Genomic DNA, 15,803 nt, shown 5'->3' on the forward strand with positions numbered 1-15,803 from the left:
CTCTATAAAAATGAGAATGAAATGTGGCGAATTATCCAGCTCATTCCTCTTTATTACACATCACATATCATCACTGCATTCTTCAACGATCCCAGTGCATCGGCGGCCGTGGGAATGAATTCCTGCGCCACATACCCCGTGAACCCGGTAGCAAGGATCGCTTTCATGATAGCCGGATAATTCAGCTCCTGCGTTTCATCGATCTCATGTCTGCCCGGTACACCGGCCGTATGGTAATGACCGATATAAGTATGGTAATCGCGGATAGTCCGTATCACATCTCCTTCATCAATCTGCATATGGTAGATATCGTATAATAATCTGAAGTTGGGTGAGCCGATACGTTTACAGAGTTCTACACCCCATGCTGTATGGTCGCACATATAATCCTTGTGATCGATTTTGCTGTTCAGCAATTCCATCGTCAGCACCACACCCTTTTTCTCAGCCTGGCCTACAATCTGCTTCAGCCCTTCCACACAGTTCTTCAGGCCCGTCTCATCATCCATACCATTACGGTTGCCACTGGCACAGAAGAGATTGGTGAAACCGGCATCAGCAACCAGATCGATATGTTCGGTGTAACTTTTGATCAAAGTGGCATGATACTGCTTGTCATTCCAGCCCTTGGTCAACCCGATCTCGGCCCCGTTACACATGGTTGATACCAGGTTGTATTTTTTGAGCGTAGCCCAGTCTTTGGGTCCCACCAGGTCAATCCCTTTTAAACCGATCTGGTTAGCCGCCACACAGAGTTCATCAAGACTTATGTTACCAAAACACCAGCGGCATACCGAGTGCTGGATATTCCCTTTAAGCATAGCTGTTTTTTTTTCGCCGGCAGCAAAAGCGGGTACGGCGGCAGTACCTGCAGCCAGCGCCGCAGAACCTGCGAGTATGTTTTTGATCGCTTTTCTTCTGTTTGAATATGGAGGCATATAATAATCGGGGACTTAAATATACTCAGCTATCTTCTTTTAGGCTGCTGATAATTTTGATGCCTGCTTTCTTCCACGCATATACAAAAGCAGTATGGCAAAAGCTACCGAAAGAACCACTGGTATAATCAGTGTGGCGTTCAGCACTTCCGGACCGGCCAGCTTTTTGGCTTCATTCATCGCAGCTTCTGAAGTGTCGCCGGCAGGCAGTTTGGCATTGACCAGCTCGTCATAATATTCGCCCATAAAAACCGTGTACACTGAAACGGCAAACATACCGGCACCTCCCATCAGGTTCATACCCACAGCGCCCGTTTTGGGCAGGTTCTCCGAAACAAAACCCAGCATGGTAGGCCAGAAATAACAAACCCCCATACCAAATATGATGGCACCCACAAAAAGCATATTACCTGAACTATGACCAAGCAGGTACAGACCCGCCGCAGAAAGAATAGCAGAGATCAGTAATACGCCCGTTGGTGAGAACCTGTGCACCACCGGACCTGCAAAACCCCGGCCAATCACCATGATACCCGTTTCAATGGTCAGCAGCAGGATAGCATTATCAGATACATTCTTTAATAATACATCGATCCACTGACCTGTAAACAGTTCGGTGATCGCTGTTCCAAACATCAGGATGATCATGACAATGAACAGCGGACTCAGCAGGGCCTTATACATTTCACCTGCAGATACACCACTGGCCACCCTTTCTGTAACCGGGAATTCCAGTTTGCTGAACAGAAAACCATAGATCAGGGTAGGGATGGCCATCAGACCCACCTGAACCTGCCAGCCAATACCTGCTTTGTCAAGAAAGTATACAAGTAATGTACCAATCACAATACCACCCGGGAACCACAAGTGGAAGTGGTTCAGCTTGGTGGTTTTATTGTCTGCATAAATGGTGGCCACCAACGGATTACAGGCAGCTTCTACCGTACCATTGGCAATACCGATACAGAGTGTTGAAATGAACAGGCTCCAGTAACCGCCTGCAAATATGGTTAACAGAATGCCCGCCAGGTGAAAAACAAATGCCACAATAAGCAAACGCTTCATACCGATCACATCCACCACAAAACCACCAATGATCACTGCCAGCGGAAAACCCCAGAATGCAGTGGCAGCAATGGTTCCCAACTGTCCTGCATTCAGTTCGAACTGAACGCCCAGGCGACCTAATATACCGGCACGGATTCCAAAAGAGAGAGAGGTCACTAATAAAGCCAGGCAACTGGCCACGAATAATTGGCTACGTTGAGGGGTAGTCTGCATGTCGTTAGAATTAATATGGAAAAACAATCTGTGGTTAAATGTAATTTTTTATTTTTAAAACTGGATTGATAAAATCGGTCGAACATCAATTTTTTTTATAAGCTTTACAGTTAACAGCTGTTTTTAACCTGACATATTAAAATAATATCAGCATTTCATAAAAAAGTATCAAAACATGAATCGTAAACTCAGAATGGGAATGGTAGGCGGAGGCAAAGATGCCTTTATCGGTGCCATCCATCGTTTGGCCGCCAATATGGATGGCCTCATCGAAGTCGTTTGTGGTGCACTCAGCATCAACCCCGAAATTGCGAAGGCATCGGGTGAAATGTTATTCCTTCCTGCCGACAGGACCTACCTGACGTTCGAAGAGATGATTACCAAAGAAAGCCAGTTGCCCGCCGACAAGCGGATGGATTTTGTAACGATTGTTACGCCCAACTTCGCACACTTTGCACCAGCCATGATGGCGCTGGACCATGGTTTCCACGTGGTCATCGAAAAACCGATGACATTCACGCTTGACGAAGCCAAGCTGCTGAAAAAGAAAGTAGAAGAAACAGGATTGACCCTCTGTCTCACGCACACCTACTCTGGTTACCCCATGGTAAAACAGGCCAAAGCCATGGTACAGGAAGGCGTACTAGGCAAGATCCGTAAGGTTTGGGTGGAGTATCCACAGGGCTGGCTCAGCAAACTGAGCGAACGCGAAGGCAATGCACAGGCTGCCTGGAGGACCGATCCCAAAAAATCGGGTAAAAGCGGATGTATGGGCGATATCGGTACCCACGCCGCACACCTGTCTGAATACATCACCGGTGCCAAGATCACCCACCTCTGTGCCGACCTGAACGTGATGGTGGAAGGCCGTGCACTGGATGATGACGGTGCCGTATTATTAAAGTACGATAACGGTGCAGCCGGCGTACTGATGGCATCGCAGGTAGCCGCCGGCGAAGAGAACGCATTGAAGATCCGTATCTATGGCGAAAAAGGCGGTATTGAATGGTTCCAGCATGAACCCAATACCTTGCTGGTAAAATGGCTCGACCAGCCGACGCAGATCCTTCGCGCCGGCGGCAATTACGGCGACCGCCTGTCAGGTTTTGCCACTCATAACTGCCGCACTCCGGGCGGTCACCCCGAAGGTTACCTGGAAGCATTCGGTAATATCTACCGCAACTTCGCTTTAACCCTAAGCGCTAAAATAGATGGCAATACCCCTACACCCGAAATGCTCGACTTCCCCTCCTGCGATGACGGTATCCGCGGTATGGCGTTCATCGACAACGTTGTAGCATCTGCCAAGAGCGATGTCAAGTGGACAAAATATGAACTGTAGTGAGTGGTGAGTAGTGAGCAGGGAGTAAGGAAAATCATTATAGCCCACTCACTACTCACACCATTCACTCATTCACTCAATCACTCATTCAATCATTGATAACATGACTACCATCAAAGGACCCGGTATCTTTCTTGCCCAGTTCATGGGAGATGCCGCTCCGTATAATTCACTCGATACGATCTGTAAATGGGCTGCTTCGCTGGGTTTTACCGGTGTACAGATCCCTACCTGGGACAGCCGCTGCATCGATCTTCAGAAAGCTGCCGAAAGCAAGACCTATGCCGATGAGATCAAAGGAATTGTACAGGCTGCCGGCCTGCAGATCACAGAACTGTCAACGCACCTGCAGGGACAACTCGTAGCGGTTAACCCTGCTTATGATGCCCTGTTCGACGGCTTTGCGCCCGAGAACCTGCGTAACAAACCCAAAGCCAGAACGGAATGGGCAGTTCAACAACTAAAATATGCCGCTAAAGCTTCACAGAATTTAGGGCTGAATGCACATGCCACTTTCAGTGGCGCCCTGTTATGGCATACCGTATATCCCTGGCCGCAGCGTCCGGCAGGATTGGTGGAAACCGGTTTCACCGAACTGGCCAAACGCTGGTTGCCCATCCTGAATGCTTTTGATGAAGCGGGGGTTGACTTATGCTATGAAATACATCCCGGCGAAGACCTGCATGATGGCATCACCTACGAGATGTTCCTAGAAAAAGTGAACAACCATAGCCGGGCCTGCCTGCTCTACGATCCTTCACATTTTGTTTTGCAATGCCTTGACTATCTTTCTTATATCGATCATTACCATGAGCGCATCCGGATGTTCCATGTAAAAGATGCCGAGTTCAACGCATCAGGTAAACAAGGAGTATATGGCGGATTCCAGAACTGGGTTGACCGTGCCGGTCGTTTCCGTTCACTGGGTGATGGGCAGGTTGATTTCAAATCCATCTTCAGCAAACTCGCCGCATATAACTATACAGGATGGGCTGTAATGGAATGGGAATGTGCCATTAAGGACGCCGCTACCGGTGCAGCAGAAGGTGCGCCCTTCATCAAAGACCATATTATTAAAGTAACCGAAAAAGCCTTTGATGATTTTGCCGGAACAGGTTCAGATGAAAACTTTAATCGCCGCATTTTGGGAATTGATTAATACCTTCATAGCGTCTTTCAGCGATGTATTGAGATAGATCGCTGAAAGATCTGTCTCAATTTTTGTAACACTAAAAACATTTGACGTGAAAAAGTATCTTGTAGCCATCACCCTGTTAACATTTGCAGTTGCCTGTGGCAGTAACAGTTCTGAGAAAAAAGAAGAAAAACCAGCCGACGCAGCAGCCGCTCCTGCAGCAGCACCTGCCAATGACCTGGCCAGCAATCCTGACTATGAAAAAGGATTGTCACTGGTTGCCAAATCAGATTGTCTTACCTGTCACAAAGTAAGTGAGAAATTAACCGGTCCTGCTTATAAAGACGTGGCTGCGAAATACGAGAGCACTGATGAAAACATCAATATGTTAGCATCCAAGATCATCAAAGGCGGTCAGGGCGTATGGGGTACCATCCCAATGACACCTCACCCAACTTTGAGTGAAGACGATGCCAAACAAATGGTAAAATATATCCTCTTACTGAGAAATAAATAATCCACATGCAATCATTCACAGCGATCACCGTATTGGCATTGTCCTTACTGTTGGGTGGCCCTGTTGCCAAAACAACAGAACTTCCTTCTGCAACGCAGAAAAAAGAAAAAGGCTGGATAGCTTTATTCGATGGAAAGACACTGAACGGCTGGCATAACTATGGTAAAACAACCACAAGTCCCGCCTGGACCGTTGAAGACGGAGCTATTTTTTACAACCCCTCCAAAAGGGTTCCCGGACAAAGAGGATCGAACGACCTGGTAACCGATAAGGAATTCGAGAACTTCCACTTCAAATACGATTGGAAGATCGCCAAAAACGGTAACAGCGGCCTGATCTTCTGGGTACAGGAAGACACTGCCAAATACAAACAGACCTATCATACCGGTCCCGAAATGCAGGTGCTGGACAATGATGGCCACCCGGATGGTAAGATCAATAAACACCGTGCGGGCAACCTGTACGATCTGATCGCCGGAAAAGAAGGCGTGGTAAAACCTGTTGGCGAATGGAATACAGCAGAGATCATCTGTAACAAAGGCAAAATGGATTTTATCCTGAATGGAGAAACGGTTTTGTCTACCACTTATGGAGATGACAGCTGGAAACAAATGATCGCCGCAAGTAAATTCAAACAGTGGCCCGATTTCGGAACAGTTTTCAAAGGCCGTTTTGCTCTGCAGGACCATGGTAATGAAGTCTGGTACCGGAATATCATGATCCGGAATTTATAAAAAAGCCCATTTTAGTAAAGCCATCTCAAAATGAGGTGGCTTTTTTATTTGCTCCCTGCAAAAGCCTACTTTCGCTGCATGATTGAGTTTGATGATACCTATTTCATGCAGCAGGCGCTGAAAGAAGCCGTACTGGCCTATGAGGCCGATGAGGTTCCGGTAGGTGCGGTGGTGGTCATTAACAACAAGATCATTGCCCGCGGGCATAACCAGGTGGAACTGCTGACCGATTCCACCGCGCATGCCGAGATCCTGGCCCTCACCTCTGCCTACCATTACCTTGGGGCTAAATATTTGCCCGATGCCACCCTCTATGTAACCGTAGAGCCCTGCCTCATGTGCTGCGGAGCCCTGTACTGGAGTAAGATCGGACGCATTGTTTATGGGGCTTCCGATGAGAAAAACGGCTTTAAACACATTACCAAAGAAAACTGGCCCTTCCACCCCAAAACAGAACTGGTGAAAGGTGTGCTGGAAGACGAATGCGCACAACTGATGCGATCTTTCTTTAAAGCCAAACGGCAGTAATCATTACGATCCCTGTTGATAAGGATGTTTTTCGAATTAAGAAAGAATTGATTACCGGCTTCCTTTATCAACCGAACATCAGTAAATTTGTTATTCATCCAATAACCTTCTTTTCATTCAAAAACTTATAAACTATGTCATTTACACTCGCCCCTTTACCTTATGCACATGATGCACTGGAGCCACATATCGATACCACTACCATGCAGATTCACCATGGTAAACACCACCAGGCTTATGTAGATAACCTGAATAAAGCCATTGCCGGAACACCCAACGAAGGCAAATCACTGGCAGAACTGGTTGCTGCGGCCGGCTCTATCAGTCCTGCGGTACGTAACAACGGTGGCGGCCACTGGAACCATACCTTTTTCTGGGAAAGCCTGGCATCTCCTGCCCAAAGCGGGACAGGTGGGGCTCCAACCGGCGCTTTGGCCGATGCCATCACTGCCGCATTCGGTTCGTTTGATGCTTTCAAGGAAAAATTCGCCAATGCCGGTATGACCCGTTTCGGCAGCGGATGGGCCTGGTTACTGGTCAAAGACGGTAAACTGGAAGTATCTTCCACTCCCAACCAGGACAATCCTCTGATGGATGTTGCCGAAGTGAAAGGCACTCCGATCCTGGGTGTGGACGTCTGGGAACACGCCTACTACCTGAAATACCAGAATCGCCGTGCTGACTACCTGGGCGCATTCTGGAACGTGGTAAACTGGAACAAGGTTGCGGAACGTTTTAACGCAGCAAAATAATCGCTGTCAGTAAATAATATTATTTTACAGTCCCGCCGTGAAGCAGCGGGACTTTTTTATTGAAACTATACTTATGAAAAAAATACTTTTCTTCTGTTGCGCCATTGCATTGTTCGCTTCCTGCAAAAGCAAGACCCTGGTGGTAATGAGTAAAGGCGCTGCCGACATTGATGTGGCAGCCAAGACCATCAAGGCCAAGGATGGTGCGGGTCATGAAGAAACAGCTGTGACTCTGGGCGGTGGATCCATTGTATTTAAACTGAACACACCTGCCGGGGAAGCCACCGTAGAGCTGAAAGAAAACGGTCTGTATGTGGTGAACGTAAAGAACGATACCATTATTGGCGGTTACCAGCAATACAGTGATCCCTCCGTATCGCAGCAGGTGATTACCCAGGAGAAACTGAAGCAGCAGATCGATTCACTGCAGTTATTATCCGAAGGAAAAAATGTGAGTGCCGCCAATCGAAATTTCTTTATCCTGCCCAACCAGGCCGTTAAGGTCACCGATAATACGGCTGCCATGATCGTTGGTCCCTACCACCGTATGCGCTCTGCCGAAAAAGTAGACGGGAAAGCCCCGGAAGTATACCGGTTCTACAGTATCAAGGAGGTCCGGGAGATCATCGGCAAACTGCAGGCTTTGACTGTGGCACCGAAAGAATAATTTGAGAATTCGGCAATTTGAAAATTTGAGAATGGATTTTCGGTCAGGATAGAGATCTATAAGTTCCACAGAAAGGGTACTCATGGTAAATGCTCTTGCCAGCAATAAGTCATTCCTTCCACTACCTTTCCAAATTCTCAAATTCCCGAATTTTCAAATTATCAGGGAACCGGGTCGTATCCATGTCCGCCACCCGGCCTGCATCTGCTGATACGTTTTACCGCCAGCCAGCCTCCTTTGATCAGCCCGTGTTTTTGCAGTGCCTGTACGGCATACTGTGAGCAGGTGGGTGTAAAACGGCATTTAGGACCAATGGCCGGAGAGATCACGTACTGGTAGATCCTGATCAGCAAAATGAACGGATAACTGATCACCACGGCTAACCAGGTGATCCATGAACGCGGTTGTTGGGGTGGTATGTTCTTTTCAGCGCACAATCTGTTCTTCCAGTTTGGTGAGGGCCTGCTGCATTTTTTCGGTCAGCATACCATGATCGGGCAGTTCTTTCCCAATATATAAGAAAAACACAGCTATCTGTTTTTGATGGGTCTTAAGCTTAGTCAGCAGCGGTTGTTTGTTCAGCCGGTAACCTTCACGCAGTAAACGTTTGATGCGGTTTCTGTCCACCGCTTTTGAAAAATGCCTGGCGCTAACGCCTACGCCGGCCTGAACAGGTTGTTCGGCGCTATTACCGGCAGGCATCCAGAACAGTTTCACCGGAAATACAGAAATGGTTTTGCCACCCGTAAACAGGGTACTCAATACCTTTCGGCTTTTCAGTTTTTCTGACCGGGAATATGTGTGGTTGCCTGCTGACATGGTTCTGCTAAACTAAAAAAGCCTCATCACAAAGATGAGGCTATATTTTTTACACGGCAAAGCCCGAAGGCCTGGTGTATTATTTTAATCCTTTTTCGCTGGAAACAGTGAGTTTCTTACGACCTTTCGCTCTGCGGCTCGCCAGTACTTTGCGGCCATTGGCAGTTTCCATACGCTTGCGGAAACCGTGAACGGTTTTACGACGGCGCTTGTGTGGTTGGAATGTACGTTTCATGTTCTAGTTTTTTACTAACCCGGTAATATGATTTCGTTTCATGCCTGCAGTCACCATACTGCTGCTTGTGAAAGGACGGCAAAGGTAGGGAAATCAGCCATACGAAGGAAGGCCGGATGCTGTTTTTTTGCGAAAAACTACCCCGGTTTGCCCTTTTTACCCTATTTCCGGCCCAGATCCAGGTGTTTTGAAGCGATCGGTTGCCCAAAAAAGCGGGTGGCATGGGTATCGAAATCCGTGGTAGAATCGGTGGTATAAAAGCTGATCCGGCCATTACGACTGCATTTCCGGGCCAGGTCGGGATGTTTTTCCAGGTATTGTTTGAGGCTTTGGGCCACGATCTCACCCTGCGACACCACCGTGATACCCGCCGGCAGGAACTGACGGATCTTATTGATCAGCAAAGGGTAGTGCGTACATGCGAGCAGTATTGTATCGATCCCTTCCGCCTGGTTCAGGAGGTGTTGCAGGTGCTGCTGCACAAAATAATCTGCACCGGGGGTATCATATTCATTGTTCTCGATCAAGGGCACCCACATGGGGCAGGCTTCCTGGTACACTGCTACTTGGGGAAAGAATTTAGCGATCTCAATGGGATAACTCTCGCTCTGTACGGTTCCCAATGTTCCCAGCACCCCCACTCTCCCGGTTTTGGAGTAATGACCTATCACTTCTGTCGTAGGCCTGATCACCCCCAGTACGCGTTTGTCCAGGTCGATACCGGGCAGGTCTTTCTGCTGAATGGTCCGCAGTGCCTTAGCGGAAGCCGTATTGCAGGCCAGGATCACCAGCTCACATCCCTGTGCAAAAAACCACTGCACGCATTCCAGCGTATAATGGTACACAGTGGCAAATGAACGCGGACCATAAGGGGCACGCGCATTATCGCCCATGTAGAGATAATCGTATTGCGGTAATTCCTGCACGATCTCTTTCAGTATGGTTAAACCACCATACCCGCTGTCGAATACACCAATGGGTTTGACGGGCTGCATATGACAAAAGTAAGAACCCCATCGCAAGGACGGGGTTCAGACCAAATATTATTATTGATAAGTCAACTTATTTCTTAGGAGCTGCTGCGCCTGCACCGGATGCTGCTTTCCAGGCATCTTCGATCTCTTTGGTCAGCGGCAGTTTCAGCTTCATGGCCACACGGATAGATAAGTTATCGAGCAGCGGTGGCTGTGCGTAAGGAGACAGTGAGTTTGAATTCAGTACATACGTATATTTCTGTTCTGCAATCACCAGCTTCAGTGCATCAAACATTCTCTGTTTGTAAGGATTCAGCAACTGCTCCATTTTCTGCTCATACATCTGCTGTCCGATCTGCTGCCAGTTAATCAGCATGTAACGTTTCTGTGCCAAATCTTTTTGGGCCAGTTCGCGTGCTTTGGCAGGCATAGAAGCTGAATCTTTTTTATAGATACTGTCGGCACGGTTGAATTCGTAAACGCGTGCTTCGTATTCCAGTCGGAGAGAGTCGTTCTGATAGCTGGACAACAAAGTGTCTACTTTACCGATACCAGGGAACAGAGACAGGGTCAGCTGTTCGTCAAAATATCCTATTTTCTGCTGTGCGCTGGTTGTGTTTGAGAACAATAGCATCGCAGCAAAAGCCATGCACACAAATAATGATTTCTTCATTGTAGTGAAATTTATGATTGTTTGGTTTACACTAGTTTTTAATGCCCAGCTCTCTCAGTACGTCTTCACTTTTATCCAGCTTGGGGTCGGCAAATATAATGGTAATTCCTTCACTTTTATCGAGTACAAAATCATAGGCTTTGGAGATCGCCATCTTCTGTACGGCATTGTACACTTTATCCTGAACCGGTTTTACCAGTTTCTGGCGTTCTTTGAAGAGGTCGCCCTCGTAACCGAAACGGCGTTTCTGAAGGTCACGTACTTCCTTCTCGCGCTGGAAAAGCTCGTCTTCCCGCTTTTTCTTCAGTTCATCGGTCAGCATGAACTGTTCGGCCTCATAATTCTTGTACATCTTGTCCAGCTGCGCCTGTTTGTCGTCGATCTCTTTCTGCCACTGCTCGCCTATGAGTTGCAGTTTTTTATCGGCATCCCTATATTCAGGGATCTTACCCAGGATGTATTTGGTGTCGATGATGGCATAACGCTGTGCGTTACCGGCAATGGCCAGTGCCACAAAAGCAATGAGGAGCAATACGTTTTTTTTCATAACGGTAGTTAGTTTAGGTTTTGGGTTATTCCGGCTCAAAGCCCAGCATAAAGGTAAACCTTGCTGCGTCTTTCATCGCGCCTCCCGGCGTAAACCTATCCAATCCTATGCCATAATCAAACCCAAGCAAACCGAACATGGGCAGGAAGAAGCGCATGCCCAGACCTACCGAACGTCTCAGTTTAAATGGATTATAGTCCTTGAATTCATACCAGCCGTTAGCCGCCTCAAAGAAGCCCAGTGCGTAAATGGTACTGCTTGGGTTCAGACTAAGCGGGTAACGCATTTCCAGCGTGTACTTATTAAAGATGGTAAAATACTGGCTGGCTGTTTGCCTGTCGGGATTGATCTTCGGATTTGAATTATCATATACAGGATAACCCCTGTGTGCAATGATATCGTAACCCAATAAGGCGAACTGGTTACTAAGACCCGCATCACCCACCTGGAACCTCTCAAAAGGAGAGATCTTCAGTTCTGGGTTAAACCTTCCCAGGAAACCGAATTTGGCCGAAGCCTTCAATACGAACTGTTTGTTCCTGTCTTCGCCATGTGGTTTGCCCAAAGGCACATACCATTCGCCATTGAACCTCCATTTATGGTATTCGATGAAGCTGTATGGGTTGGCGGAAGAATTGATATTCTTATCTATCAGCGAATACGGCGGCGTCACCTGCAGGCTCAGCAGGAAGGTAGAACCCGAACGCGGGAACAGCGGTGCATCCACCGAAGACCTTTGCAGGGCAATACGGAAGTTGATATTGTTCACCACCCCATTGTCGAAACCAGGCAGGTTGGTAGGGTCAATGGCATAGTTGCTCAGTTTGTAACGGGTATAGTTCAGACCCATTGACAGAGAGAAATAATCATCCGGCCATTTCAGCTGGCGGGCAAGACTCACCGTAGCACCGGTGGTAGAGATATACCTTGAATTGGCCACATTCGGATCATACAAGCCTGTGAGCGGATCGTAGGTCTGTCCGTACTTGGTATTGTACAGGCTCACGGTCAGGGCATTCCTTTTTTTACCACCCAGCCAGGGTTCGGTGAAAGAGAAGTTGTAAGAGCGGAACGCTTTACCATTACTCTGTACACGCAGGCTCAGTTTCTGTCCATCACCCATGGGCAAAGGATCCCAAGCCGATTTTTTAAAGATATTCCGGATAGAGAAGTTATTGAACGATACGCCCAATGTACCGGTCAAACCGATATAACCACCCCAACCGGCACTCAATTCCAGCTGGTCGCTCGATTTCTCTTCCACACCATAGTTGATGTCTACGGTTCCGTCATCAGGATTGGGTACCGGGTCGATCTTGATCTTTTCCTGGTTGAAATAGTTCAGCTGTGCGATCTCACGCTGGGAGCGGATCAGGTCGGTACGACTGAATTTTTCACCGGGTATGGTACGCAGTTCCCGGCGGATCACATACTCTTTGGTACGATCATTACCGCTGATGCGGATATTCTTGATGGTAGCCTGCGGGCCCTCAATGATCCGGATCTCATAATCGATGGTATCGTTGTACACGGCCGTCTCAACAGGGTCTGTGCGGAAGAATAGATAACCATCATCCTGGTACAGGCCGCTGATATCGCCACCATCGGGTGAAGCTGATTTTCCGAGCTTCTTATTCAGCACTTCCAGGTTGTAAATGTCTCCTTTGCGGATACCAAGAATGGCCGTAAGTACGGAATCCGGGAACTTGGTATTACCTCTCCAGGCAATATTACCGAAGTAGTACCGGTGCCCTTCGTTCAGTTTGATATCAATGTTCAAACCGCCCCGGCGTACATGGTATACGGTATCTTTTTCAATGATCGCATCGCGGAAACCGAGCGAGTTATAATATTCGAGCAGGCTTTCTTTATCGTCTACAAACTTCTTCTCATCAAACTTGGCACCTGTCAGTTTCAAACGGATATAGGGATCCAGCAACTTTTTGGTTTTGCTGTAAGTAAGGTACCCGTGCTCTTGCAGGTATTGCTGGAACTTATACCGCTGCGGAGTGACCAGGTAACCCTTATCGAAACTGGGATACAGGGTAAAACGCGAACGCTCTTTGGTATCTTTCAACTGCTTCTTCAGTTTACCTGCATCAACCGTGTTTCCGCCAAAGTTGATATTGTTGATCTTCACTTTCGGCCCTTTGTCGATCAGGAAATCGAGCGCCAGGGTATTGTTGAAAGTAGTGTCATTTTTCTGATCAATGGTTACCCTTGCATCGAGGTACCCTTTTTCGGCATAGTATTTTTTGATGGCTTCCACCGCAGAGATCTTCATGTTCTCGGTGACCACCCGGTTGGGTACCAGTCCTGTTTTACCGGAAAGATCATCACTTTCTCCTTTACGTACGCCTTTGAAGAAGAACCTCGACAAACGGGGTCTTTCGGTAACGGCGATCTCGATATCTATATTTTTTCCTTCCAGTTTGGTCAGGTAGATCTCAACATTGGAAAAATAATTCTGGCCCCAGAGTTTGGTGATGGCTTTGGAGAAATTGTCGCCACCGGGTATCATGATCTCATCACCCACACTGATATTGGCAATAGAAAACAAAAGATTCTCATCAAAAAAACGGTTACCTACTGCCCTGATGGCGGCTACTTTGTATTTGCGGGGTGTTTTCTGAGTGAAAATATTGAGCAGGTCAACATCAATAGAGGTTATGGTAGTATCGGTTTGCTGCGAACGGGCCGGGAGACTCACGAGCGATGTTACTAAAGCCAACACTAAAATTTTGTACACTTTCTGCATCCGGTTTCGGTTTGTGATGTTGCCGACTGAAAGAACATTCCAGGCTCTGTCAGCGATAGGTTCAGGTTTTTAGGCGGGGCAAATTAACTGGAATAATTAAAAATTGTTTGTTAAATCACCCCTGCATGATTAGGTGTGGTGTTAAATAGCTATGCCAATTGGGTTTCCTCCTGTATTTGTTGCCCGGTTTTGCCAAACCGCCTCTCGCGACCCTGGAAGTCGATAATGGCTTCGTACAGGTTCTCTTTGCGGAAATCGGGCCAACGGGTGTTGGTGAAATATAATTCGGCATACGCTAACTGGTACAACAGGAAATTACTGATCCGGTATTCTCCGCTGGTGCGGATCATCAGCTCCGGATCGGGGAACTTGCTGGTAGTAAGGTATTGCTGCAGGGTTTCCTGGCAAATGGTTTCAGGGTCTATTTTACCGGCTTTTACATCGCGCCCGATATTCTTTACGGCATTCACCAGTTCCCAGCGACTGCTGTAACTGAGGGCCATAATGAGGTTAAGACCGGTATTTTGACTGGTCAGTTCCAGCGCTTCTTTCAGTTCGGCCTGTGCAAATGCCGGCAGCATATTCAGGTCGCCGATCACATGCAGGCGGATATTGTTCTTATTCAGCGTGGGTACTTCCTTGCGGATCGTTTCTACCAGCAGCGACATCAAACCTTCCACTTCCTGCTGTGGTCTGTCCCAGTTTTCGGTACTAAATGCATACAGCGTAAGGTACTCAATACCCAGTTCGGCACTTCCCTCAACGATGTTACGAACGCTCTCTACCCCATGAAAATGACCATACAGACGATCCTGGCCTTTTTCTTCGGCCCAACGTCCATTCCCATCCATAATGATGGCAATATGGCGGGGTAAGCGTTCCCGGTCAATCTTATCGATCAGGCCTTCCTGCATAGGAGTAACTATAATTAGGCTGCAAATCTAACAAAACCAACGCTTATAGCGGGATATAATTGCCTAAATATGGGTAGTAGCCTTACAAACAGCGCCTACCTGCCCGGAGGAGTGGGGCAGCGGTAAGAAGAGAGGTTGAAAGAGACACCCACTTTCAGCGTGGCGAACGCATCTTTCTGCAGGCTGTTTCCCCGTTGTTTGCCTTTGATGCCGATGGATGTACCCGTTTCATAACTCCTGTCCTGCAGCAGGAAGGCAGGCGATGGCGAGCCGTCCGGCAGGGGAGGGAAAGCATCCGGCGCATACAGACCGCTGACATCATCCAGGTAATCGGTATTCGTCATCCGGTAGGTTAGTTCGGCAAATACATTGGTACGGGCACTCAGGGCATATTTAACACCCAGCGTGAACGGTATGCTGATAGCAATAGGATTGTATGGTTTTAGGTTCGGGTAGAGTGAACTTCCCTGACCTTCAGTACCCAGAGTACGAAGCAGGTATTTCTCACCATTCAGGTAGGCATAGGGATCGTAGGAGAAAACGCCCACACCCAAACCAACATAGGGGGTAAAGGCATAACCCTCGAAACCCGGGTGAAACTCGAAAAAATTAAAATCGCCGGCAAGACTGAGCTCCCATACATTGGAATTAAAACTGAGGTTGCGCGCTTGTTGCACCGGGTTAGAACTGTATACATCAGAATAACCCAACAAGGCATAATCACCCGCAATGCGGATGCCAATATAATTGCTGATCTGTTTTCTGAAAAAGATACCCGCAGCGATCTTAGGACGGTTCAGACCCGTGTTGGGATTCAGGTCGCCGAAATAATGCGCCAGTCCAACGGAAACACCCACTTCGCCCTGGTGCACATAAGGCTCCAGCATCTGTGCACGGGCTGTTCCCAATCCTGCAATCAAACAAAAAAGGGCGATGGTTTTTCTAAACATAGTCATCCGGGTATTCACGATTTCATTGTAAAATAGCAC

Annotated in this window: 18 protein-coding genes; 7 read left to right on the plus strand and 11 right to left on the minus strand. The window is 47.8% G+C overall.

The features are described 5' to 3' along the window. Positions 1-53 precede the first annotated feature (53 nt). Both ACH3Y6_RS01875 and ACH3Y6_RS01880 read right to left on the minus strand, forming a co-directional pair. Positions 54-938 carry a hydroxypyruvate isomerase family protein gene (locus ACH3Y6_RS01875; protein ID WP_490833870.1) on the minus strand — a complete coding sequence of 295 codons (885 nt, stop codon included), beginning with the start codon at positions 936-938 and terminating at the stop codon, positions 54-56. A 39-nt stretch (positions 939-977) separates the two neighbouring features. Next, positions 978-2,219, minus strand: coding sequence for an MFS transporter (locus tag ACH3Y6_RS01880; protein ID WP_490833871.1), 1,242 nt, complete (start codon positions 2,217-2,219; stop codon positions 978-980). Between the two features lie 175 nt (positions 2,220-2,394). Between ACH3Y6_RS01880 and ACH3Y6_RS01885 the strand changes: the two genes are divergently transcribed. The 7 genes from ACH3Y6_RS01885 (at position 2,395) to ACH3Y6_RS01915 (ending at position 7,894) form a co-directional block, all read left to right on the plus strand. Further along, entirely contained in the window at positions 2,395-3,561 is a 1,167-nt protein-coding gene (locus tag ACH3Y6_RS01885; RefSeq protein WP_490833872.1) for a Gfo/Idh/MocA family protein, read from the plus strand. A gap of 103 nt (positions 3,562-3,664) precedes the next feature. After that, complete coding sequence (locus ACH3Y6_RS01890; protein WP_490833873.1) at positions 3,665-4,720, plus strand: sugar phosphate isomerase/epimerase family protein; 1,056 nt, start codon at positions 3,665-3,667, stop codon at positions 4,718-4,720. Between the two features lie 85 nt (positions 4,721-4,805). Continuing rightward, positions 4,806-5,213 (plus strand): c-type cytochrome, encoded by a 408-nt coding sequence (locus ACH3Y6_RS01895; RefSeq protein WP_490833874.1) that lies wholly within the window; start codon positions 4,806-4,808, stop codon positions 5,211-5,213. Positions 5,214-5,218: 5 nt separating this feature from the next. Further along, positions 5,219-5,947 (plus strand): 3-keto-disaccharide hydrolase, encoded by a 729-nt coding sequence (locus ACH3Y6_RS01900; RefSeq protein WP_490833875.1) that lies wholly within the window; start codon positions 5,219-5,221, stop codon positions 5,945-5,947. Between the two features lie 78 nt (positions 5,948-6,025). After that, positions 6,026-6,475 (plus strand): nucleoside deaminase, encoded by a 450-nt coding sequence (locus ACH3Y6_RS01905; RefSeq protein WP_490833876.1) that lies wholly within the window; start codon positions 6,026-6,028, stop codon positions 6,473-6,475. 134 nt (positions 6,476-6,609) lie between these two features. Continuing rightward, on the plus strand, positions 6,610-7,227 hold the full coding sequence (locus tag ACH3Y6_RS01910; RefSeq protein WP_490833877.1) for a superoxide dismutase: 618 nt from the start codon (positions 6,610-6,612) through the stop codon (positions 7,225-7,227). A 73-nt stretch (positions 7,228-7,300) separates the two neighbouring features. Further along, positions 7,301-7,894 (plus strand): hypothetical protein, encoded by a 594-nt coding sequence (locus ACH3Y6_RS01915; protein WP_490833878.1) that lies wholly within the window; start codon positions 7,301-7,303, stop codon positions 7,892-7,894. A 161-nt stretch (positions 7,895-8,055) separates the two neighbouring features. On the opposite strand, the gene yidD is transcribed toward ACH3Y6_RS01915, so the two are convergent. The 9 genes from yidD to porG form a co-directional block, all read right to left on the minus strand. Beyond that, entirely contained in the window at positions 8,056-8,331 is a 276-nt protein-coding gene (gene yidD, locus ACH3Y6_RS01920) for a membrane protein insertion efficiency factor YidD (RefSeq protein WP_490833879.1), read from the minus strand. After that, entirely contained in the window at positions 8,321-8,713 is a 393-nt protein-coding gene (locus tag ACH3Y6_RS01925; protein ID WP_490833880.1) for a ribonuclease P protein component, read from the minus strand. Before ACH3Y6_RS01925 ends, yidD begins: the two co-directional genes overlap by 11 nt. 79 nt (positions 8,714-8,792) lie before the next feature. Beyond that, the gene (gene rpmH, locus ACH3Y6_RS01930; RefSeq protein ID WP_071790296.1) at positions 8,793-8,948 is read right to left on the minus strand and encodes a 50S ribosomal protein L34; all 156 of its coding nucleotides are present in this window, start codon (positions 8,946-8,948) and stop codon (positions 8,793-8,795) included. 161 nt (positions 8,949-9,109) lie between these two features. Next, positions 9,110-9,943, minus strand: coding sequence for a glutamate racemase (gene murI, locus ACH3Y6_RS01935; RefSeq protein WP_490833881.1), 834 nt, complete (start codon positions 9,941-9,943; stop codon positions 9,110-9,112). 67 nt (positions 9,944-10,010) lie between these two features. Further along, positions 10,011-10,595: an OmpH/Skp family outer membrane protein gene (locus ACH3Y6_RS01940; protein ID WP_490833882.1), complete on the minus strand. Its 585-nt coding sequence runs from the start codon at positions 10,593-10,595 to the stop codon at positions 10,011-10,013. A gap of 31 nt (positions 10,596-10,626) precedes the next feature. Beyond that, positions 10,627-11,142 (minus strand): OmpH/Skp family outer membrane protein, encoded by a 516-nt coding sequence (locus ACH3Y6_RS01945; RefSeq protein ID WP_490833883.1) that lies wholly within the window; start codon positions 11,140-11,142, stop codon positions 10,627-10,629. Between the two features lie 25 nt (positions 11,143-11,167). Then, positions 11,168-13,876: a BamA/OMP85 family outer membrane protein gene (locus ACH3Y6_RS01950; RefSeq protein ID WP_490834585.1), complete on the minus strand. Its 2,709-nt coding sequence runs from the start codon at positions 13,874-13,876 to the stop codon at positions 11,168-11,170. A 173-nt stretch (positions 13,877-14,049) separates the two neighbouring features. Then, positions 14,050-14,814, minus strand: coding sequence for an undecaprenyl pyrophosphate synthase (gene uppS, locus ACH3Y6_RS01955; protein WP_490833884.1), 765 nt, complete (start codon positions 14,812-14,814; stop codon positions 14,050-14,052). A 95-nt stretch (positions 14,815-14,909) separates the two neighbouring features. Continuing rightward, positions 14,910-15,764, minus strand: a complete 855-nt coding sequence (gene porG, locus ACH3Y6_RS01960) for a type IX secretion system protein PorG (RefSeq protein ID WP_490833885.1) — start codon at positions 15,762-15,764, stop codon at positions 14,910-14,912. Between the last annotated feature and the right edge of the window lie 39 nt (positions 15,765-15,803).

The organism is Sediminibacterium sp. FW305-C-269 (assembly GCF_058231045.1).